We start from the raw sequence: 21,883 nt of genomic DNA on the forward strand, positions 1-21,883 counted from the left end.
CCTAGCCCCGTGCTCCGACGGCGACCCGGTCATTCGCGGGCGCGGCAGTTTCGGTCTCCGACATGGCGCCGTGCGGTGCCGCGGACGGCCCGTCGATTTCCTCGTACATCGCCTTGTAGGCGCCGGTCTCCCCGGCTGCCTGGGCTTTGCGGTGGTCCAGGGCGCGGGCACGGCCGATGCTGCCGAGGTAGAAGCGCTCGTAGAGTTCGATCCGGCTGCCCAGGGCCGAGCCTGCGAAGTCCCAGGCAGTGCGCATGATGCGGGCGCGTTCCTGGGCGCTGATGCCGTTGGCGCCCGGGAGGTACTTCTTCAGCAGGGGGCCCAGGCGCGGATCGTTGAAGGCGCCGCCGGTGGGGGTTGCCAGCAGGTTGTGCGAGCCCATGGACTTGATGATTTCGTTGATCCGGATCATCCAGCCGGGCATGATGGCCCGCAGGGCGCTGATGTCGTCGTGGCAGAAGAACGCGCCGTCGCCCCAGTCTGAGGCCCGCATTTCCGCGGAGTGGATGGCCGCGCGGGTGAGGCGCAGGTAGGTGTAAATTTCGCCGAGCATCGCCCCGACGTCGGGCTTGCTCTCCGTACCGGTCACCTTGGCGATCTGCGTGCAGAGGTCGTATGCGAACTCCAGCTTCACGGCAGCGCGAATGGCCGTCTGCTGCTGGGTGTTGCCGGACGCGGTGCCGGCGTTGATGGCGTTGTAGACGTCCAGGTTGCCATCGATGAATACGCGGTCCCAGGGAACCAGCACGTCGTCGAAGATGATGACGGCGTCCTGCTCGTCAAAGCGCGACGAAAACGGTTTGTCCGCAATATCGGCGTCCACGCCGTAGTGGTCGCGGCAGACGGCCACGACGCCCGGAGTCGCTACCGGGATGGCGAACGAAAGGGCGTATTCCTCGAAGCCCTTCTGGATGGGCACTGCGGGGTAGACGTAGAGTTCGTCCGCGATGGGTCCCAGGGTGGCAAGCATTTTGGCGCCCTTGACGATGAGTCCCTGTTCGGTCCTCTCCACCACGCGGAGGGTGAGTTCCTCGTTCATGCCCTGCAGCTCACCGACGCTCCTGTCGATGGCCGCGTGCACGATGGTGTGGGTCAGCGCGAGGTCCTTTTCGATCACTTCGCGGTGGTAGGCCGCCAGCCGCTGGTGGTACACCGGGTCCCCGGAGCGGTCGAAGATGTCCCGGCGGGAGACATGACCCGCCAGGACCACGTTGACGTAGTCCGGCGTGCGGCCCAGCATGCCGTTGGAGTAGCGGGCCAGCCGGTCGAAGGCGCGGTGCCGGAGGGCAATGTCCTCGGCGTTCTTCGGCAGCGAGAGGCTCACGTTCATGGACTCGCCCGTTTCCGGGTGGGTGGTCAGGCAGTCGGCCGCGTACTTGTGCTGGTAATCGAAGTAGCCGGCCATGCCTTCGACGGAACCCTTGAAGGCTGGGTGTTCGAGGACGGATATGCGCTCCGACCCCAGCCAAACTTCGCGGCCGTCATCCAGGCCCCGCTTGTACTCTGCTCCGGTGCGTGCAGTCACTTTGAACTCCTTTTTGGCTGGTACCAGGGCTGGCACCCGTGGAACCTTCACAACATTGTGAGATGAAAATGCATTCTTTGAATGATTTTATATAAAAAGTGAACACTTGGCAATGGCCGTCCTGCCAGCGCCCCCTTCTGTCAGAAGGACGTGATGACGCTGCGCGCGATCGCCCCGGACTCCTGGAGCCGGTAGGCGTCGTTGATCCGCTCGAGCGGGATTTCCTGCGCCACCAGGTCATCGAGGTTCAGGCGGCCCTGCAGGTAGAGCTCGGCGTACATAGGAATATCCCGGCGGATGTTGCTCGACCCCATGTACACGCCCTGGATGCGGCGCTGAGCGGCGATAAGGGAGCGCAGCACCTCCACCTCCAGGGGCGCGCCCTGGGGTATGCCGATGAAGTATGCGCCGCCGCCCACGCGCGTCATCTCGATGGCCTGGGCCTGAGTCATCCCGAGGCCGATAGCCTCGAAGGAGTGGTGAACTCCGCGCCTGCTGATCTCCCGCACCTTGGCCACGGCGCCCTCCTCGCTGGAGTTCACTACGTGGGTGGCACCGAAACGGGCGGCCAGCTCGAGCTTGGCCGGATGCACGTCCACACCAATGATGGTGGTGGCCCCGGCAATCCGGGCCCCGGACAGGATGTTAAGGCCGATGCCGCCCAGGCCGATCACGGCAACCGTGTCGCCGGGCTGGACCTTGGCCGTATTGAGCGCGGCCCCCACGCCGGTGATGGCCGCGCAGCTGAGCACTGCCGCCTGCGGGAAGGGCAGCTCCCTGGGTATCCGCACCAGCGAGTTGGCATGGCAAATGGTGTACTCGGCAAAGGCGGCGACGCCAAACGCGTGCACATCCCCGCTGCTTCGGCGCAGCTTGGACCCTGCAGCGCGCGGTCGGGATACGTCGCCGGGATTGATGCACCGGTAGCTGTAGCCGGCAAGGCATTCCTCGCAGTGCCCGCAGAACTTCACTTCGGAGCCAACCACATGGTCCCCGACGGCAAGGTCCCGGACATCCGGACCGATGGCGGCCACAACGCCGGCCATTTCATGTCCGGCAACCATGGGAAGCGGGCGCCCGCGGTCGATCGAGGCGACCAAAAGATCCGAGTGGCACAGGCCCGCGGCCTTGACCTCCACCAGGACCTCGCGGCCCACCGGGTCACCGATGCTGATCTCTTCCACGTCAAAACGACCGTTGATTTCGTTGATGACTGCGGCTTTCATCCCGGACTCCCTTGGCTGACAGTGAGCGGAATGCCCACCGACGCATAATCGATTATTTTTGGATTTTGCACTTTAGTACACACTATATTGGATTTGTGGGCCGCGTCACGTCCATGCCGGCAAGTCCGGCTCACTCTTTGAGGGGAAACCAACAGGAATGAAAGCAGCAGTACTCGACGGCGTGGGTCAGCCGTTCCAGGTCCAGGACATAGACATCGCTAACCCGATCGGCCGGGAGGTGCTCATCGATGTCCGCGCCAGTGGCTTGTGCCACAGTGACATGCACGTGGCCGAAACCAACGTTGGCTTCCCCATGCCTGCCCTGCTGGGCCACGAGATCGCCGGGGTGGTGGCCGAAGTTGGCCCGGACGTCACGGAGTTCCGCGTCGGCGATCACGCGGTGTCATCGCCCATCCACAGCTGCGGCCACTGCCGGGGCTGCCTGACGGGCCGGCCCTACCAGTGCCGCCATCCGCAGGAAACCCAGCGGACCCCGGGCCAGGGCCCGCGGCTGAGCCGGAACGGCGAGGCACTGACGCAGTTCATCGGCGTCGGAGGATTCGCCGAGCAGGTGATCGTACACGAGAACACGGTTGTCTCCGTCAGCAAGGACATCCCGTTCGACCGTGCTGCGCTCCTGGGATGCGGTGTGGTGACGGGAGCCGGGGCGGCCATCAACTCTGCCCGCATCCGCCCCGGAGATACTGTTGCCGTCATCGGCTGCGGCGGGGTGGGCCTCAACGTCATCCAGGGCGCCGCCCTGGCCGGGGCACGCAGGATCATCGCCATCGATCTGCAGCCGGCCAAGCTTGAACTCGCCAAGGCGTTCGGCGCCACGGACACCGTCAATGCCGGGAACGGGGATTCCGTGCAGACAGTCAAGGACCTCACCGGCGGTGGCGTCACCTGCGCCTTCGAAGTAATCGGCCTGAAACAGACGGCGCTGGACGCCGTCGCGATGCTGGACATCGGCGGCACGGCGTTCCTCATCGGTGTCCAGAAACCCGAAACCCGCCTGGAACTGACCCCGTTCGGCGACCTGATGGGCAAGCAGAAGGGCATACGGGGCGTGGCCATGGGCTCCACCAACCTGAAAATCGACATCCCGATGTACGCGGAACTGTACCTGCAGGGCCGCTTCAAGCTGGACGAACTGGTCTCCAAGAGGATCTCGCTGGACCAGATCAATGAAGGCTATGACCTGCTGCGCGGCGGATCGGTGGCCCGCTCGGTGATCACCAGCTTCTGAGATCCGCCAACACCCGTTTAACGCCAGTGGAGCCGCCCTTTCGGACGGCTCCACTGGCGTTTTCGGTTAAGTCGTTCTCCCGCTTGCGGCGGACCTAGCGCCGGGGACGCAGTTCAGGCTCGACGACGGCGGTGCCGCTCCCGGTTTCGCCCACCGAATACAGTGCCGGTCTCGTCGGATCGAAGCCCGGCACGGACTGGCCTTCGGGCGTCCGCGCCACGCCGTCGGCAACGAATCCGAGCAGGAGCGGCCGCAACCGGTCCGACACGTCGTCGAAGACCTCGGTGGGGAACCCGTCGAGCATCGGGGCATCCTGCCAGTCCGGCCGGTTCCCGAACAGGAAAGGCAGTTCGAAACAATGCGGGCTGCCGGCACCGTCCAGCCTGCTGCGCACGGAGAACCGGAGCAACGTGGTTGGAATTCCGGCCCGGTCCGCCCGGCCTGCCAGTTCCGTGGCGGACAGCCGGAACTGATGCAGGCTCATGGCCTCCACCAGCTTCGCGTGGTCCGTCGCTCCGGGATGCCGTTCCTCGATGAAGGTCGTCGCCTCGGCGGCGGCTTCGAAATGCGCGCCGACAAAACCGGCAAGCTGTTGCGGTCCAACGGCCTGGACGGGAAGGGCGTTAAGGAACGCGGCGGCTTCATCGTCGGTGCTGCTCAGCAGCAGCGCGTCCACATGCATGGCGGCCGCCGCGCTCTCGAAGTCCATGGCCCAGGAAGGAACCAGTTCCCCGTCCGCTGCCGGCATCAGGCCCAGTCCCCTGCCCGCGTAGGCCTTGGACACCGCTGCCTGCGCGGCGAGGATCTCCTCCGCATTCCGGCCATTGCCCACGCCGACGTCGGCGCCGGCGCCGGCGCCGAGTGCGGCGGCGAACAGCCCGGACCGTGCGGCGAACTCCGCCTCGTTCAAGGGAGGCTGCCAGGGCAGGCTGAACAGGGCGGTCCGGTTGAACAGGCCGCGGGCCTGCTCGGCAAAGCTGAGGACGTACGCGTACCACGCACCTGCCGAATGGCCCGCCAGGGCGGTGGCCCCGGGGTCGCCGCCGAACGCGGCGATGTTCCGGTGAATCCAGGACAACGCCTGCAGGATGTCGCCGGCGGCAAGGTTGCGCGGACCCGGCTGCGCTGAGGTGCCGCGGTCGCCGGCCCCGCCAACGCCGTCGAGCAGTCCGAACGCGCCCAGCCGGTAGTTCACGGTGACCACCACGGCACCGCCCTCCCGGGCGAGCCGGGAGCCGTCGTACCAGCGCACATTCCCGGCGCCGCTGATGAAGGCTCCCCCGGGCAGGAAGACCAGCACCGGCAGTTCCTTTGCGCCTTCGGGCGCCCAGATGTCCAGCAGGAAGGAATCCTCGTCCTGCGGCATCCGGGACAGTGCCGGGCCGAGCAGCCAGTCCAGGGAGCCGGGAGCCTGCGGGAACACCGTCGCGGGAGCCTGCGGTCGCTGAGGTGACGGGTCGCCCAGCGCGGAGAAGCGGTCGAGCGGATCCAGCCGCTCACCGTACCGGACGCCGCGGACGCTGACCACGCCGTCGAGCATTTCCGCCTTGTACAGGGCCTCCCCGGCAGGGATGCCCGCCAGCGGTTGTGTTGCGGCGGCGCTCATACCAGCTGGTTGTAGTCGTCGAGGTTCACGGTGCGTGTGATCTTCCAGAAGTCCAGGACCGGATGGGGCCAGATCTGGGAAACCCGGCCGAACTTGTTTTTGTACCAGGTGTGCACGCTGGGATGGCCCCACGCCTTGGTGGCGTTGGCTGCGTCCAGGCTGGCGACGAATTCGTCGAGGACTTCCTGCTTCAGGTCCAAGGCCTTGAGGTCGTTTTCGATGATGAGGCGCAGCGACTCGAGGATGTATTCCACGCCGTATTCGATCATCGAATAGAGGCTGCCGTTGACCACGTGGCCGGTGTTGGGGCCGGTGATGATGAACAGGTTGGGGAAGTTCGGAACGGTCAGGCCGGCGAAAGCCTTGGCGTCGCCGCCCCAGTACTCGTGCAGGTCCGTGCCGTGCAGGCCCGTGATCTTCAACGGCTCCAGGAACTCCGAGGCCTGGAAACCGGTGGCGTAGACGATGATGTCCACCTCGTGGAGCACGCCGTCCTTTGTGACGATGCCCTCGGGGGTCATGCGCTCAATGCCCTCGGTGACCAGCGCGGACTGGGGCTTCTTCAGAGACTCAGCCCAGACGCCGTTGTCCCGGAGCATGCGCTTGCCGCCCACGATGTAATCCGGGGTGACCTTGGCGAGCAGGTCCGGACGGTCCTGGTACTGCTTGGCAAGGATGTCGGTAAGGCCTTGGCGCCACTGCGCGTTGACGGCGGACACGCTGCCGGGCTTGTCCCAGCCGGGTTCCGCCACGGTGGTGTGCTGCCGGCCCTCGACGCCGAGCCAGTGCTGCCAGAACCGCAGCCACTGCCCGTAGTGCGGGAGTTTGCGGACCAACCACTGGACAGAGTCCGGCATGTCCGCGTAGTAGCCCTGGGTGGGCAGCATCCAGGGTGAGCTGCGCTGGAAGACGGTCAGAGAGGAGACCTGGTCAACGATGGCGGGGACGATCTGGTAGGCGCTGGCGCCGGTACCGATGACCGCCACCCGCTTGCCGGTGACATCGACGCTGTTGTCCCACTCAGCGGAGTGCATCTGGATGCCGGCAAAGTCCATGCGTCCCGGAACGTCCGGGTACTTGGGCCGGTCCAACTGGCCGACGGCTGAGAGCACGGCATTGAACTGGCGGCTGACCGGCCGGCCGGAGGCATCGATGATGTCCACGTTCCACAGGCCCGTGGCCTGGTCATAGGTGGCGGACGTAACCTCGGTGTTGAATTCGATCTCGCCGAGGATGCCGCCGCGCTCGGCCACCTGCCGGGTGTACTCGAAAATCTCCGACCCCTGCGAGAACTGCTGGGGCCAGTCGTCACGCTGGGCAAAGGAGAAACTGTAGGCGTAGTTGGGGGTGTCTAGGCGTACCCCGGGGTAGGTGTTCTTCCACCACGTGCCGCCGACTGTGTGGCCCTTCTCGAACACGGTGTAGGGAATGCCTGCCTGCTTCAGCCGGTAGGCGGCCGCCATCCCGGAAACCCCGGATCCGATGACGGCCACTCTGAAGTCACGGCCCAGGGCGATGTCCTCGAAGTCCCACGTCGGCTTGCCGCTCTTGCCATCAACCAAGGCCATGTCATGCATCAGCATGGGGTGGTACTCGGGGTTCGCTGCGTTGGTGATCCAGGTCAGGATGTCCTCGGCCTGGGCCTCGGTCAGGGGTCCGACGCTGGTCAGCTGCTCATCCCGCACCCGCTTGAGGGCCGGGAAAGCCAGTCCGCGCGCCTGAGCCTGCTGTTCGGCGCTCATGCCGCCGTGCGGCATGCCCACGATTTCCGCGGGCGGCTGTGGGGGCCGTAGGTCCTCGCGCAGGAGGGAGAAGTCTTTCGTTACTGCAGCCAGCGCCACCATCAGCGCCGGAAGGTCCGAGGTGTCCACGATCTTCTGCAGGAATTCGTCGTTTTCCTCGATGGGTTCGTACCGCTCCCGCCAGTAGAGGTCGTCGACGACGTGCCCCTCGCGGGTCTGGACTGCTTCGGTGGTGGAGTTGGTCACGGCGGTTCTCCTTGGTAATGACGGGATCTGGTGTGAGTCAGGTCTCTCCGTACGGCTTACCCAATTCTAGATTGGAATTTGCATAAGTCAATCAAGAAAACATTATCTGCTTCGCGGTACAATAATGCACATGTCGAAAAGTATCGAGTCTGAGACCCTCAGCACACAGATCCGGGACTCACTCCGGGATGACATCCTGGCCGGCCGCTGGGCGGCCGGGGACAAGCTGCAGCTGGTGGCGCTCACCAAGCACTACAAGACCAGCAGCACGGTGATCCGTGAGGCGCTGACGCGGTTGGTCGGAGACCGTCTGGTGGTGCTCAAGCCGAACCGCGGCTTCTTCGTGCCAACGCTGTCGTTGGCCGAGATCAAGGACATCACGGAGCTGCGCTGCGTCTCCGAGGAATTTGGTGTGGGACTGGCGATCCAGCGCGGGGACCTCGCTTGGGAATCAGAGCTCATCGCGGCCCACCACACGCTGGAGCGCACCCCCTACCGCAATGAGAGCGAGAATGGGGAGCTGACGGAGGCGTGGGACCGCGCGCATCAGGCGTTCCATGCCAAACTGCTCGAAGCCTGTGGCGTCCCGGTGCTGATCGACCTCTCATCCACGCTGTCCGACCTGGCACAGCTGTACGGCCGGTGGGCCGGCCGCGCCACCCGGTTCATGGACCGCGACATCGCCCAGGAGCACCGCGACATCCTGGCCGCCGCGTTGGACCGGAACGCCGACGTCGCATCCCGGCTCCTCCGGACCCACTATGAGACCACGCTCAAGGCCATCCTGAAATCCGGCGTCGAGAAGGAAGAAGCCGAGCGCGGGCTCGAGAAGGCCAAAGCCTAGGCGCCCCGGCGCCGCATACACAGCACATCCAAAACGCGAAAAGCCCTCCGGGATCCCACAAGGGAGACCGGAGGGCTTTTTCAGCTGTGACGCGCCCGGACTAGTGGTCCCGCAGGCGGTGCAGGATGCGTGCCCGCGCCTCCACAAAGCGGGGATCCGCCTTCGTTTCCACCTGGTCGCGGTGGTCACCGAAGCCGGTCTCGATCACGTCCACCACTGTGGCGGGCTTCTCCGCCAGGACAATCACCTTGTCAGCCAGGTACAGTGCCTCATCAATGTCGTGAGTGACCAGGATGATGGTGACACCAAGGGTCGACTGGAGATCGATCACAAGGTCCTCCAGGTCGAACCTGGTCTGCGCATCCACCGAAGCGAACGGCTCGTCCATCAACAGGACCTTGGCATTGTAGGCCAGCGCACGCGCGATGGCCACGCGCTGCTGCATGCCGCCGGACATTTCCCACGGGTACTTGTGGCCTTGACCCGCCAGGCCCACCGCCGCGAGGTTTTTCTCCGCGGTTTCATTCCGCTCCTTTTTCCCCACGCCGCGGCCCTGCAACGGGAAGGCCACATTTTCCAGAGTGCTCATCCAGGGCATGAGCGAACGGCTGTAGTCCTGGAAAACCACGGCCAGGTCCCGGTGGGGGCCGCTAATGACTTCCCCGCCGACGCTCACGGTGCCCTTCCGGGGCTGGATGAGGCCCGAGAGGCACCGCAGCAGCGTGGTTTTGCCGACGCCGGACGGACCGACGATGGAGACGAATTCGCCGTCGTCTACCTCGAGATTCAGATCGTTCAGGATCTTGTTCTCCGAGTCACCGACGCCGTAGCTCATGGTCAGCCCGTGGACCTGGAGCAGCGGCTTCGTTGCCACCTGCACTTCCTCGGGCGCTGCTTGAATGGCCATGGGAGCTCCTTCATTTTTCTGTTGGATCGGGGTGGTCATTTTGCGCCTGACTTGAAGTACCAGCTCAGGATCCTGCGTTCAAGGACGACAAACAGGAGGGAGAGGATGTAGCCGATGACGCCGACGAGCAGGGCACCTGCCCACGTCTCCGGCACCATGAAGGTGGCCGAGGAATTGAGGATGTAGAAACCCAGGCCCTTGTTGGCGGCGAAAAGTTCGCTCACCACCATCACCGTGATTCCAATCGGAAGCGCCACCCGCACACCGGCCACGATCTGCGGTAGCGCAGCCGGCAGGACCACCTTGCGGAAATGAAGCCCACGGGGAATCCGGTAGACCTTCGAGAACTTGCGGATGGTCGGTTCCACGCCCAGGACGCCGTCGATGGTGTTCAGCAGTACCGGCCACATGCAGGCAAAAGCGATGGTGTAGATCTTCGGCCCCTGTCCGATTCCGAATGCGCCGATGATCAGCGGAACCAGGGCCGCCTGGGGCACGGACCGGAAGAAGTGGATGACCGGATCCACAATTTCACGCAACCGCTTCGTCTCACCGAGGATCAGTCCACCGATGATGCCGACGGCCACGGCGATCAGGAGGCCGGCAGCCAGGTTTCCCAGGCTGTAGGCCGCTCCCGAGGCGATCACACCGTTGGAGAGGTCCCGGCCCAGGCTGACCAGGATCGACTCGAGCGAAGGGATGAACACGTTGGTGCTGTTCGCCGTGGCGATCCACCATACGGCGAACACCACCACGATCAGCCAGGTCCGCTGCAGTACGTTGAGCGCAACCCGGACGGGGCGGCTGCGCACGCGCTGCGCCTGCGGCGGCCTTGCCCGGGACGCGGTTTCCAGCTTTGGTGCCGTACGAAGGGCTGTCTCAGTCATTGGTCTGCCTGTTCCATGTGAGGATCCGGCCCTCGGTGTAGTTGAGCAGGCTGGCGATACCCCAGCCCACGAGCCCGGCGAAGAAGAGGTATGCGAACGCCGAATCCCACCGCTGCGCCTGCTGTGCCAGGGTGATCTGCCGGCCGATTCCCGGCGTCTGGCTGAGCACTTCGACGCCCACGGCGACGAGGATGGCGATGGAGGCCGAAATCCGGATTCCGGTGGCGATAAAGGGGGTGGCGCTGGGGAGCAGGACCCGGCGGAACCGCAGGAGCGCGGGAATCTGGAAGATCCGCACCGTATCCACCACCGCTGATTCCATCCGCCGGGCGCCGTAGATTGTCTGCACCAGCACCGGCCAGAGGCAGGACAGGGCAACGACGACGGTTTCCATCTGGGCGGTGGCACCCAGAAGCATGATGACAACAGGCATCAGCGCCAGCACCGGAAAGGAACGCCCGAAATCGATCAGGATCGACGTCGAGCGGTCTAGCGCGCGGATGGATCCGATCAGCAGCCCAAGGACCGTTCCGGCAGCTACCGCGATCAGCCAGCCGCTGACGGCAGCCGTCATGGTCTGCGCCAGCGCTGCCCAGAATGTTGCTGAGGTCAGCGCCGCGCCGATGGAGGATGCCAGGGCGGCCACCCCGGGTGTCATGGAAGGCAGCGCGCCGCTCCAGATGACCACCTGCCAGATGGCCAGGAGTGCAGCCACCGCCAACAGCCGCTGGGTGGTCAAACCCCAGTCCAGCGACTTTGTGCTTGTCTTCATATCGATCTCTCCGTTGTATTCCTGATGCCTGGAGCCCTACTTGGTGAAGCGCGGGGCGTCAGCCCAGAGCATGGCTTCAGCGGTGAGCGGCTTGCTGACGAACCCGAGGTCCTTCATCGCATCGATGCCGGCCTGGCCGGTGGTCAGGTTGATGGACGTGTTCACCGGAACGTACGACTTGGGATTGACCTTGGATGCGTCCACTTCCTTGACCCGGGCAGTGATGTCAACGACTGCTTGGACGTTGGCCGGGTCCGTATAGAACGTGGCGGCCTTGGTCATGGCGTCATTGAACTTCTTGGCCGTTCCGGGGTTGCTCCTGAGCCAGGCGTCGGTGGCAGCCCAGACGGTCACGGGCATGTTGCCCTGGAATTCACGGACCGGGCTGGCGATGCTCTTGAAGCCGGCGTCCACAAGCTGGTGATAATAGGTGTCCGCGGCGAACGCCGCATCCACCGTTCCCTGCTCCAGGGCGGCCTGCATGCCCGCGTACGGAACGGCAATCTCAGTGATCGACTTGGGATCGATTCCCGCCGCAGCCGCAGCCTGCAGCATCGGGATGTCACCGCCGGTGTTCACGCCGACGACGGCTACATTCTTGCCCTTCAGGTCAGCGACACTGCTGATGCCGCTGTTCTTCGGGATCAGGATGCCAGAGTTGTCAGCATCCGGGTCGACGACACCGTTTCCGGAGATCACCTTCACCGGCATGCCCTTCGCCGTGGCGGTGGTCATCACACCCCAGGACGCCGTGGTGATGTCCGCCTGGCCGCTCACGGTCTGGGCCAGGTTGGCCGACGGATCGGCGCCCGGGACGATTTCCACCGTCAGGCCCGCCTCGTCGAAGAAGCCCTTCTCCTTGGCGATATACGCCGTTTCGAAGTGGATGGGCGCGACGACAACTTTGATCGCCGACTTGCCTTGCGAGCCGCTGCCGGCGTCTCCGGCGGCGGCGGGCGTACCTGAAGTCCCGCAGGCGGCCAGGGACAGCAGGGTAAGTCCGGCCACAGCCGGTGTCAGAACCTTGGCCAACAGTGCGTGGCGTTTGTGCTTTTCCATCCAGAAGCTCCTCATTGAGTACAGATATGAATAAATGCATAATTCCTAGAACAATGTATCTTGGACTCTGTGATGTGGCAACCATCACAGATTGCATAAACAAGCAGCTCGACACGCAGCCTCCCGGAAGGAAGCCAATGACGCCTCTTACCCAGACCCTCCCCACCACTGCCCGGCCGGACCTGCTGGACCGTCCCCTGCGCCTGCTGATCGACGGAACATGGGTGGAAGGCGGAGCGGAACCGCTTCCCGTCACCAACCCCTCCACCGGCGAGCATCTGGTGGACTCCGCGTCTGCAAGCGCCGATGATGTGGACCGTGCGGTCCAGGCCGCCCGCCGGGCCTTCGACTCGGGTCCGTGGCCGGCAATGTCGCCGGCCCAGCGGAGCCGTCTGATCTGGAAGCTCGGAGACGCCATCGACGCCGCCGCGGACGAACTGTCTCTGCTCGAGACGCTCAATACGGGCAAGCCCCTGGGCATTGCAAGGGCGTTCGAAATCACCGGGGCGGCGGAATCCTTCCGCTACAACGCCGGATGGGCCACGAAGCTCAACGGCGAAACCCGGAACGTCTCCCTGCCCGGTGAATGGCACGCCTACACGCTCCGGGAGGCCGTCGGCGTTGTGGGGCTGATCGTTCCCTGGAACAGCCCGCTGGCCATCACCGCTGCCAAACTCGCTCCCGCCCTGGCGGCAGGCTGCACCGTGGTGCTCAAGCCCGCGGAACTGACGCCCCTGACAGCGGTCCGGCTGGGTGAGCTGGCCATCGAGGTGGGGTTCCCGCCGGGCGTGCTGAATATTGTCCAGGGCCTCGGTGCCGTCGCGGGGCAGCGGATCGCGGACCACCCGCTGGTGGATAAGATCTCCTTCACCGGCTCGACGGCCGTGGGCAAGCACCTGCTGGCCTCCTGCGCCGGCAACCTCAAGCGCGTCTCGCTGGAACTCGGCGGCAAGTCTCCGGTAGTCATCTACCCGGATGCCGACCTCGAGCGGGCGATGGACGGGGCGGCAATGAGCATCTTCGGAAACACCGGACAGGTGTGTGCTGCGGGTTCCCGCCTCTACGTCCACGAGGCTGTGGCGGATGAAGTCATCGCTGGGATCTCACAGCGGGCCACGGCGTTGCGCGTTGGCCCCGGGACCGATCCGCAGGCCCAGATCGGTCCGGTGATTTCCGCCCAGCAGCGCGACAGGATCCTCGGCTACATCCAGAGCGGCCGTGAGGAGGGCGCCGAGGTGGTCACCGGCGGCGCCGCGCTCCCCTGGGACGGCTTCTTCATCCAGCCGACCATCCTGCGCAACACCACCCATGAGATGAAGGTTGTCCGCGAGGAAATCTTCGGGCCGGTTCTCTCTGCGGCAACCTTCCGCGACCCGGACAGCGTTGCGGACATCGTGGCGCGTGCCAATGACACGGTCTACGGGCTCTCCTCCACCATCTGGACCAAGGACATCTCCAGGGCCCATCAGTTCGCGCGCCGGATCAAGGCCGGCAACGTGCGGGTCAACGCCGCGGGCGGCATGGATGCCAATATGCCGTTCGGCGGGTTCAAGCAGTCGGGCTGGGGCAAGGAGAACGGCCGCGAGGGCGTGGAAGCCTTCACCGAGGTCAAGTCCGTCGCGATCAATATCAGCGGCGTGTAGCTGATAAGCGCAAAAGGGCAGGCCAAAGGGGCCGGATGCTGATCAGCCAGCATCCGGCCCCTTCCGCCGTTAAGGACAGTGGCCCTACCGCGGGAGCACCGATTCCGCGATGCCGTCGGGCGACTCGGCGCCGACCTCGCGGTACCGTCGGGGCCAGACGCCCTGCTTTCCCGGCGAGAGGATGCCGTTGGGATCCAGGGCGTCCTTCAGCGTCTCCTGGAGCCGGCGAATGGCGTTGTTGTTGTAGTCGAAACCGTCGGCGATGACGTCCATGTAGTCCACATGGCTGCGGTAGGGCGCGTAGCCATGGCTGCGTGCGGCCGCCAGCAGTGCCGCGTAGAGTGCCCGCGCGCGCCCCAGCTGCTCCTGGTTGTCGTTTTCGAAGAAGATCATGGTCACGTGCACCATGTGGCGCGGATACAGATGGTAGCCGATGTACAGGTCGAAGCCGAACCGGCGGTACAGTTCCTTGGCTTCCCGGTAAAACGCCCATACTTCCTCCCCGCGGGCAGGAATGATGGGAGCCGCGTCAATGTGGCCACCGTTCTCCGCCGCCCACTCCACCGTCGACAGCGGCTTGAGCGTGGGCACGCCGGCCATCTGGGTGCGGTCCATGTCCGCAATGTCCGCATAGGCCACCTGCATGCCATCGGAACCTTCATATTGGCGGGCCTTGACGGTGAAGCCCTCGATCCCGGCGAAGCGTTCCCGGATGATTTCCAGCCTGCGTTCGGCAAGGCCCTTGTCGCCGTAGATCGCGAACTTGGCGTTCCACTGGCCGATGCCCATCTCCTGGCGCATTTCTTCCAGGCGCTCGTCCGGGATGGACCCCTCCCCCTCATACCAGCGCGACCGCGGCCCGTTCATGGTCGCCGCCCGCACCACGTTGCCGCAGAGGGCATTGTTCTGGATGACGTCCTCGCGGCGGAGCTGTGTCAGGATGTCCACCAGCTTGGGCATGTCCTCCTCGCGCTCCACCACAACATCGCCGTTGATGTATACGTCCGGCCAGGGCATCAGCCAGAGCCCGATCTTGGTGACGATGCCCAAATTGGACTGGGTGAAGATGCCGTCCAGCGTGGGGCCGAATCCGCCCTTGAAGATGGGCCCGAGTTCCGTTCCCTCCATGGCCCACATACCGGTCCGCACCAGTTCGCCGTCCGGAAGGATAACCTCCATGCCGCAGATGGACTGCACATGGTCACCCATGGGCGTCATCCCGTAGCCACGGTCCAGCGCATTGCCAAGGATGGAGCCCCACCCCAGGGCAGGAACGGACATCCACAGCTTCAAGCCCTGCTCCTGGATGTGTTCGAAAAGGTCAAAGAAGCTGACACCTGGCTCGATGACGGCGTAGTTGAGCTGGTCGTTCACTTCGATGATCCTATTGAGGCGGCTCAGGTCCAGGGCCACCATGTCCCGAGTGCGCGGTTCCGGCCCCCCGTAACCCAGGTTCTTGCCCTTGGAGAAGGACCACAGCGGAACGCCGGTGTCATTGGCCAGCCGGACGACAGCCTGGACCTCCTCCACGCTCCCGGGGCGCACTCCCGGCCATTTCGCCCGGCCGGGGTTCAGCGGGTACGGATCGATGTAGCCCTCCTTGGGCGTGGCGCGGACAACATTGTCGGCACCCACCACGGCTTCTGCCTGGTCAAGGAATCTTGCTTGCGCGTCCATTTACGTCACGTCACTTTCGGGAGGGGGTGCCGCCGCCGCGGCCTTGACTCGGGCGCCGTCGCCGTCGCCGTTTCTTTCATCATGACAAGTCAGGGTCATCAAGTAAATGACCTATTTCTGCTCTTGGTTATCAGTAGAATTGACAATATGAATATCAGCCTGAATCCTTCGATCACCCTGCGGCAGGTCCTCCACTTTGTGGTCGCGGCTGAAACCGGAACCATGAGCGAGGCGGCACGCCGGCTGCACATGGCTCCGTCGGCTATTTCCATGTCCATCGCGGAACTCGAGCGGATCGTGGGAGCGCAACTGTGCATCAAGCGCAAGTCCAAGGGGCTCACGCTGACATCCACCGGAATCCTGGTCTTCCGTCAGGCGCGCCAACTGCTTGATCTTGCTGATGAGATCGCATCGCTGTCCAAAAGGGACAGAACGGTCATCCGGGGACCGTTGACCGTAGGGTGCTTCATGCCGCTGGGACCCACCATCATTCCGCCGATGCTGGCCGACTTCGCAGAGCAATGCCCGCAGGTGGAAGTGGACTTCATCGAGGGCTACCACGAGGACCTTCAGGACCGTCTGCTCAACGGATCCATTGACGCCGCTTTCGTCTACGACATGGATATCTCCCCTGCGCTCAAGACGGCCCCGCTGCTGTCCGTGGAGCCTTACATCCTTCTCCCGAAGGACCATCCCCTGCGCGAAGCGGAGGTGGTCTCGCTCAAGGACGTGGCGGCCAGCCCGCTCATCTTTTTCGACGCTCCGCCCATTTCCACCCGCATCCTGGACATGTACCGCGACGCCGGGCTCGCCCCGGACATCCGGCACCGCTCACGCAGCTACGCCACAGTCCGGTCCCTGGTGGCGAGCGGCCGCGGCGTCGCCGTGCTCTTCCAGCAGCCGATGCTGGACGCGCCTTACGAGGAGCTGAAGGTTGTCCTCAAACCGGTGGCGGAGCCCCGCGTCCACACCCGTCCCCCGGCCACCGTGTCGCTGGCCTGGACGCGGAGCATGCGGTTGAATGCCCGCGCTCAGGCCTGGGTGGATGTCGCCGTCGAACGCTTTGGCTCCCCCGGCTTCGAAGTCATGCGGCTCTAGGCTGACGGGCGCGAGAGTCCAAGGTTGTCGCGCAGCGTGGTGCCCTCATACTCGGACCGGAAGTAGCCGCGGTCCTGGAGCTCCGGCACCAGCTTGTCGCAGATGAGCTTGAAACCGCCCGGGTTGAAGGGAGCGTTGAGGTTGAAGCCGTCGCAGGCCTTGGACTCGAACCAGTCCACCATGCGGTCTGCCACCTGCGAGGGTGTGCCGGCCATCCACTGGTGTCCGGTGGAACGGGCCAGGTCCACGATCAGCTCGCGCAGAGTCATGCCCATGTCCACGCTCTTCTTGCGGTAGATCTGGTAGCGGCTGCCCATCCGGGGGTCGTCGGAGAACCACTCCGCCGGGATCGTTTCATCGAACTCCAGCTCGGAAAGGTCCATCTTGAGGTCTGCACCCACCTGCTTGCGGCCGTTGCCGAGGTGCACGTAGCCGGCCAGCTCATTGGCGAGGTCCTGCGCTTCTTTCTCGGTGTCCCCAAGGATCGGCAGGATGCCCGGGATGACTTTGACGTCGTCGGGGTTCCTTCCCTTCTCGGCCACCATGTTCTTGAACTTGGTGTAGAACTCGATGGACGGTTCCTTGAACGGCTGGGCTGTGTAGATCCCGTCGGCCACGGAGGAGCCCAGGTCCATGCCGGGGCCCGAGGATCCGGCCTGGACCAGCACGGGCCGGCCCTGCGGCGACCGCGGCATGTTGATGGGGCCCTCAACTTCAATGAACTCGCCCTTGTGCCGGATGGCCTTGAGCTTGCTCCGGTCCACGTACTCGCCGGAGACCCTGTCCACGATGACGGCGTCATCGGACCAGCTGTCCCAGAGTCGCTGCACAACGTCAACGAACTCGGTGGCCCGCCGGTACCGCACGGCGGGGTCGGGAACGTCCTCCACGCCGTAGTTGCTGAAACCGTCCGACGACGTGACGATGTTCCAGCCGGCCCTGCCGTTGGACATGTGGTCCAGGCCGCACAGCTGCCGGGCAAGGTTGTACGGCTCGGAGAAGGAGGTGGACATTGTCCCGATCAGGCCGATGTTCTTCGTCCTGGCGGCCAGGGCTGCAAGCACTGTCATGGGTTCGTAGAACCCGTTCATCTTGATGTCGCCCCGCATGACCGTGTTGGCGTGGACGATGTCGCCGAAAAATACGGCGTCAAGCTTGGCGGCCTCGGCCATGGCCGTCAGGTCTGCCACGAAGTCCAGGTTTCCCAGTTCTTCGGCCCGGCTTCCTTCCATCCGCCAGCTGTCCTTGTGATAGCCCGCGGGCAGCATGAAGGTGGTGAGCACCATGTGTTTCTTAGGCTTCATCGCCTGGTTCCTTTCGTGATGTGCGCGCCAATCCCGGCGCCTCGCTGCCTCCAGCATGGCAGTCAGCGCGTGCAGCGTAAATGGAGAAGTTTCAGCACAATAAGTTCAATAAATTTGACAAAGCAAATGAAAACGAACCCCGGCCAGGATGTACTCCAGCCGGGGGTCGCCGCGGGATGGTTAGACGGCGTCGAGCTTGACGCGTGAGCCTTCCGCCGTGAGGCGTACTGCGGCGAGACCCGCCGCCAGAATGACGATCCAGAACACGGCCACCATCCATACGCCGCCGCCGGCAGCCAGAACCAGGCCCGTGGCGATCATGGGGGTAAATCCGGCCCCGATCATCGAAGCTCCCTGGTAGGACAGGGATGCTCCCGTGTAGCGGACACCGGTGGGGAACTGTTCGGAGATGTAGGCGCCGATGGGTCCGGCGAGTGCCCCTTGGACGAGCCCGTTGCCGACCACCACTGCCACCGCGAAGCCCCACAGGGTCCCGTTGGTCAGCAGCAGGATCAGGGGAAAGGCAAGGACGATGGCCGCCACGCCCGCGCCGGTGAGGACAGCGCGCCGGCCAATCCGGTCACTGAGGCGTGCTGAATAGAAGCAGACCGCCACCGTTACCACGGCGGCAACGCCCTTCCAGTTCAGGACGCCGGAGCGGTCCACGCCGCTACCCACAGCCATGGAGACGCCCCACACGGTCAGCAGTCCCTGGCAGGCATAGAATCCCAGCGTCGCCACGAGGGTGACCACGACGAGGCGCGGATGATGGCGGAGCACCTCGAACAGAGGCGGGTGCTTGATTTTGGCGGCTTCGGCGTCGAGCTTCTGGAAGACGGGCGTCTCAGCCACCCGAAGGCGGATGATCATGCCAATCAGGATCAGCAGGGCACTGAGCAGGAACGGTATCCGCCAGCCCCAGACCAGGAACTGGTCCCCGGTCAGGGCGGAAACGGCGGACACTGCAAGGGTTGCCAGCAGTCCGCCGGCCGGCCCGCCCGCGTTGGCAAACGCCGCGGCGAGGCCTCGCTTTTTCGCAGGGGCGTGCTCGAGGGCCATCAAGGTGGCGCCGCCCCACTCCCCGCCGACGGAAATGCCCTGAATGACGCGCAGGAGGACCAGCACAATCGGCGCGGCAACACCGATCTGCGCCGTGGTGGGCAGGAGCCCGATCAGGACGGTGGCGCCGCCCATCATGAGCATCGACAGCACCAGCATTTGCTTCCGGCCCAGGCGGTCGCCGAAATGACCGAAGATGATGCCGCCCAGCGGCCGGGCGACGTAGCCCGCCGCGAGCGTAGCGAAGGAGGCAAAAAGGGAGAGACCGGGGCCGAGGTTGGCAAAGAAGACGCGATCAAACACCAGGGATGCAGCCGTGGCGTACAGAATGAAGTCGTAGTACTCAATGATGCTGCCGATGAGGCTGGAGCCCAGGATGCGGCGCATGTCCTTGGTGTTAAGCGAGTCAGCCACGGGTGGCTTCCTGCTCGACGGCAGCTCCACCGGCTTCTGGCTTCTCCCCGGGGCGGTTTTCGGGTTCAACATGATCTCTTTTCGAAGGCTATGAGAGTTTGGTGACCGACGGCATTGTTGGTCATGTCCCGAAGCAACCGCTTCATTCGCTCTTTCAAGCATGACGCAGATCAAACCGCGGCGAAAGTATTTAATCTGCGAAGGCGAGGGCCCGGGATGTCTGCAGTGGTGGCCTGCGGAGCGCCTACCGGTGGAGGCTGCTGAGGGACCGGCGGTCCACGGGGGCGAGCCCGAACTTGCGGAAATCCATAGGACGGTATTGGCCCCACATGTTGTACCAGTTCTCGTCTTCGCCCCACATGACCGGGGGGCGGGAGTCGTCGTAGATCTGTTCCAGATCCGTGTAAAGCTCGACGACGGCCCCCGAATTTTCCACGTAGTACGCGGCGATGTTATGGCCGGCTCCGTGACGGACTGGGCCCCAGATCAGGTCCCTGCCCAGTTTGTTCAGCCTGTCGCCAAGCTTGCCGAGATCAGCGATGCTTTGCGTCTGCCAGGCGTGGTGGTGCAGGGTTCCTTCACCGCGGACCAGGGCGATGCCGTGGTGATCCGGATTGCAGCGCATGAAATAGGCGAAGTCATCGCCAATGACGTCCGAGAGGCGGAAATCCAGGACCCGGCGCAGGAAGCGCATCATGCCGCCCACGTCACGTGGGTGGAAGTTGAAGTGGCCGTAGCGGTCCGGACCGAAGGACTGCTGCAGGGCAATGTTCTCCTGCATGCCGGCGTAGATTTCGAACACGAAGCCCTCAGGCCCGATGAAGGAGAAACCGTCCTCGACGCCGAGGCCGCGGGGCCTATTGCTGAGGATGGTGAAATTCTCGTCCTCCACGCGCCGCCGAATCTCACGCAGGGCATCGCCGTTGGCCGCAACAAGGCCAAAGCCATCAACGCCGTTGACATCGGACTCGACATAGACCAGTTCATGGTGGACATTGCCGGCGGCGAGGTACACAGCATCGGAGGTCCGCTCAGTTTCGCGCAACCCAAGGATCTGGGTCGCGTCAAATACCGAGCTGGCGAGGTCCGTCGTCTGAATGCTTACGTGGCCCATGGCGCTTATCAATCCCCAAGACATCCTTGTCTCCTACTCGTTTGCACGGCTCTTGCGGATACTGTGATACCCGCTACATCTAAGAAAACACTATCCTACTTAGAATCGATAATCTAGGAAAAAAACAAAAAGCTCGGCCGGTCGTCAATCCCGACGAATTCGCCTGCGCGCCCTGCCTGTCCCAACCACTCAGAGGAGGCGAGCGATCAGGTCTTCCGGCGGACGTATCGATCATCAAGCAGCGGTGCTTGAAGACCAAGCAACGAGCGAAGCCCCCCCCAGAAGCTTTTAGACGTCAGGAATACGAATTATGAAAGCTGTTCGATTTAGAAGACCCGGCGGTCCGGAAACCCTCGTTGTCGAAGAACTCCCGGACCCGAGACCACAGACCGGAGAGGTTCTCATCCGCGTAGCTGGAGCGGGTCTAAACCGGGCCGACGCACTGCAACGGCTGGGACGATACAACCTTCCCCCAGGCGCCTCGGAAATTTTCGGAATGGAAATCTCCGGAACCATCGTCGAAGCGGGTCCAAATATTGACGGTTTTGTCCAAGGCGACCAAGTCATGGCGCTTCTCGCCTCCGGCGGATACGCAGAATACGTCGCCGTCAACGCCGGCCATGTCCTCGCGATCCCGGAGGGAATCGAGCTGATCGAAGCCGCGGGGATACCAGAGGTGGCAGCCACACTGGTTTCGAACATTTGCCATACAGGCCGTTACACGTCTGGCGAAACCGTTCTGATCCACGGAGCCACAGGGGGGATCGGAGTCTTCGGTATCCAGCTCATCAAAGCCCTAGGAGGGCGGGTAGCAGTCACAGCATCCAGCGACGCGAAGCTCGAGGTGGCCCGTCGACTCGGCGCGGACGTCCTGATCAACTACAAGGAGGAGGACTTCGCCAAACGGATGCTTGCCGAAGGCGGCGCAGACATCGTCCTCGATACCGTCGGAGGACCATATCTGGCCAGAAATGTTGAGGCCCTGGCACCATTCGGACGGATCGTGACCATCGGCATGCAAGGCGGGCCCGAAGGCACCCTGAACTTCGCTGCCCTCATGAAAAAGAAGGCGTCCGTGTCAGGGACCCTACTGCGAGACCGCTCCCCCGAACAGAAGGCAGCCATCATGGTAGAAGTAAAACGTCTTGTCCTCCCGCTCCTGACAGCCGGGGCCATCAAGCCGGTAACGGATAGGGCGTACCCACTTTCTGAAGTAGCCGCGGCGCATACCCGCTTCGAAACCAAGACCCATATTGGCAAGATCCTGCTGGACTGCCGTCAAACTGATTAGACGCGCAGCAGTGAGGGAAGACGCATTTACGCGGTATTCGCAGACGCAATCCGGTGTTTCTCTCTGCCGCGGCGTCTGGCCGGTGGCTGGGACCGAGGTGCAAGTTCCGGATTGATATCCGGCCCCAGGAACGCTGCAAGGACTAACCCTGGCCACGCGCCAGCGAGAGCGCTTATTCCAGCCGACAACAGTGAGGGCGCTAGGGAGGGACATCGAGTTT

At 64.0% G+C, this 21,883-nt stretch carries 17 protein-coding genes; 5 read left to right on the plus strand and 12 right to left on the minus strand.

Annotated features, from left to right (window positions below; all coding sequences use genetic code 11):
* Position 1: 1 nt before the first annotated feature.
* Both J2805_RS16755 and J2805_RS16760 read right to left on the minus strand, forming a co-directional pair.
* Entirely contained in the window at positions 2-1,525 is a 1,524-nt protein-coding gene (locus tag J2805_RS16755; RefSeq protein ID WP_309978199.1) for a 4-hydroxyphenylacetate 3-hydroxylase N-terminal domain-containing protein, read from the minus strand.
* 140 nt (positions 1,526-1,665) lie between these two features.
* Positions 1,666-2,751 (minus strand): Zn-dependent alcohol dehydrogenase, encoded by a 1,086-nt coding sequence (locus J2805_RS16760; protein ID WP_309978201.1) that lies wholly within the window; start codon positions 2,749-2,751, stop codon positions 1,666-1,668.
* Between the two features lie 157 nt (positions 2,752-2,908).
* On the opposite strand from J2805_RS16760, the gene J2805_RS16765 reads away from it, so the two are divergent.
* A complete protein-coding gene (locus J2805_RS16765) occupies positions 2,909-4,000 on the plus strand; it encodes a Zn-dependent alcohol dehydrogenase (protein WP_309978202.1) in 1,092 nt (363 codons plus the stop codon).
* A 94-nt stretch (positions 4,001-4,094) separates the two neighbouring features.
* On the opposite strand, the gene J2805_RS16770 is transcribed toward J2805_RS16765, so the two are convergent.
* Both J2805_RS16770 and J2805_RS16775 read right to left on the minus strand, forming a co-directional pair.
* A complete protein-coding gene (locus tag J2805_RS16770) occupies positions 4,095-5,606 on the minus strand; it encodes a carboxylesterase family protein (protein WP_309978204.1) in 1,512 nt (503 codons plus the stop codon).
* Positions 5,603-7,594: a flavin-containing monooxygenase gene (locus J2805_RS16775; RefSeq protein ID WP_309978207.1), complete on the minus strand. Its 1,992-nt coding sequence runs from the start codon at positions 7,592-7,594 to the stop codon at positions 5,603-5,605. The genes J2805_RS16770 and J2805_RS16775 overlap by 4 nt, the downstream gene beginning before the upstream one ends.
* Before the next feature lie 130 nt (positions 7,595-7,724).
* Here J2805_RS16775 and J2805_RS16780 point away from each other — a divergent pair, with 130 nt between their 5' ends.
* Entirely contained in the window at positions 7,725-8,438 is a 714-nt protein-coding gene (locus J2805_RS16780) for a GntR family transcriptional regulator (protein WP_309978209.1), read from the plus strand.
* A gap of 100 nt (positions 8,439-8,538) precedes the next feature.
* Here J2805_RS16780 and J2805_RS16785 read toward each other — a convergent pair whose 3' ends face one another.
* The 4 genes from J2805_RS16785 to J2805_RS16800 are packed head-to-tail and all read right to left on the minus strand — an operon-like array spanning position 8,539 to position 12,063.
* On the minus strand, positions 8,539-9,345 hold the full coding sequence (locus J2805_RS16785; protein WP_309978212.1) for an ABC transporter ATP-binding protein: 807 nt from the start codon (positions 9,343-9,345) through the stop codon (positions 8,539-8,541).
* A gap of 35 nt (positions 9,346-9,380) precedes the next feature.
* On the minus strand, positions 9,381-10,232 hold the full coding sequence (locus tag J2805_RS16790; protein ID WP_309978214.1) for an ABC transporter permease: 852 nt from the start codon (positions 10,230-10,232) through the stop codon (positions 9,381-9,383).
* Positions 10,225-11,004 (minus strand): ABC transporter permease, encoded by a 780-nt coding sequence (locus J2805_RS16795; protein ID WP_309978216.1) that lies wholly within the window; start codon positions 11,002-11,004, stop codon positions 10,225-10,227. The genes J2805_RS16790 and J2805_RS16795 overlap by 8 nt, the downstream gene beginning before the upstream one ends.
* Before the next feature lie 36 nt (positions 11,005-11,040).
* Entirely contained in the window at positions 11,041-12,063 is a 1,023-nt protein-coding gene (locus tag J2805_RS16800) for an ABC transporter substrate-binding protein (protein WP_309978218.1), read from the minus strand.
* A 137-nt stretch (positions 12,064-12,200) separates the two neighbouring features.
* Here J2805_RS16800 and J2805_RS16805 point away from each other — a divergent pair, with 137 nt between their 5' ends.
* Positions 12,201-13,706, plus strand: coding sequence for an aldehyde dehydrogenase family protein (locus J2805_RS16805; RefSeq protein ID WP_309978219.1), 1,506 nt, complete (start codon positions 12,201-12,203; stop codon positions 13,704-13,706).
* Positions 13,707-13,790: 84 nt separating this feature from the next.
* Here the strand turns inward: J2805_RS16805 and J2805_RS16810 are convergent, their stop codons facing one another.
* Positions 13,791-15,383 (minus strand): FAD-binding oxidoreductase, encoded by a 1,593-nt coding sequence (locus J2805_RS16810; RefSeq protein WP_309978220.1) that lies wholly within the window; start codon positions 15,381-15,383, stop codon positions 13,791-13,793.
* A 147-nt stretch (positions 15,384-15,530) separates the two neighbouring features.
* Here J2805_RS16810 and J2805_RS16815 point away from each other — a divergent pair, with 147 nt between their 5' ends.
* The gene (locus J2805_RS16815) at positions 15,531-16,481 is read left to right on the plus strand and encodes a LysR family transcriptional regulator (protein ID WP_309978222.1); all 951 of its coding nucleotides are present in this window, start codon (positions 15,531-15,533) and stop codon (positions 16,479-16,481) included.
* On the opposite strand, the gene J2805_RS16820 is transcribed toward J2805_RS16815, so the two are convergent.
* From J2805_RS16820 to J2805_RS16830, 3 genes are all read right to left on the minus strand, one after another.
* Positions 16,478-17,785 (minus strand): NtaA/DmoA family FMN-dependent monooxygenase, encoded by a 1,308-nt coding sequence (locus J2805_RS16820; protein ID WP_309978224.1) that lies wholly within the window; start codon positions 17,783-17,785, stop codon positions 16,478-16,480. The two genes, J2805_RS16815 and J2805_RS16820, sit on opposite strands and share 4 nt — an antisense overlap.
* Positions 17,786-17,965: 180 nt before the next feature.
* The gene (locus J2805_RS16825) at positions 17,966-19,258 is read right to left on the minus strand and encodes an MFS transporter (protein ID WP_309978226.1); all 1,293 of its coding nucleotides are present in this window, start codon (positions 19,256-19,258) and stop codon (positions 17,966-17,968) included.
* Positions 19,259-19,502: 244 nt separating this feature from the next.
* On the minus strand, positions 19,503-20,396 hold the full coding sequence (locus J2805_RS16830; protein WP_309978228.1) for a VOC family protein: 894 nt from the start codon (positions 20,394-20,396) through the stop codon (positions 19,503-19,505).
* Between the two features lie 286 nt (positions 20,397-20,682).
* Between J2805_RS16830 and J2805_RS16835 the strand changes: the two genes are divergently transcribed.
* Complete coding sequence (locus J2805_RS16835; RefSeq protein WP_309978230.1) at positions 20,683-21,663, plus strand: NAD(P)H-quinone oxidoreductase; 981 nt, start codon at positions 20,683-20,685, stop codon at positions 21,661-21,663.
* Positions 21,664-21,883: the final 220 nt, after the last annotated feature.

Source organism: Arthrobacter oryzae (assembly GCF_031454875.1).
Classification (GTDB): domain Bacteria; phylum Actinomycetota; class Actinomycetes; order Actinomycetales; family Micrococcaceae; genus Arthrobacter; species Arthrobacter oryzae_D.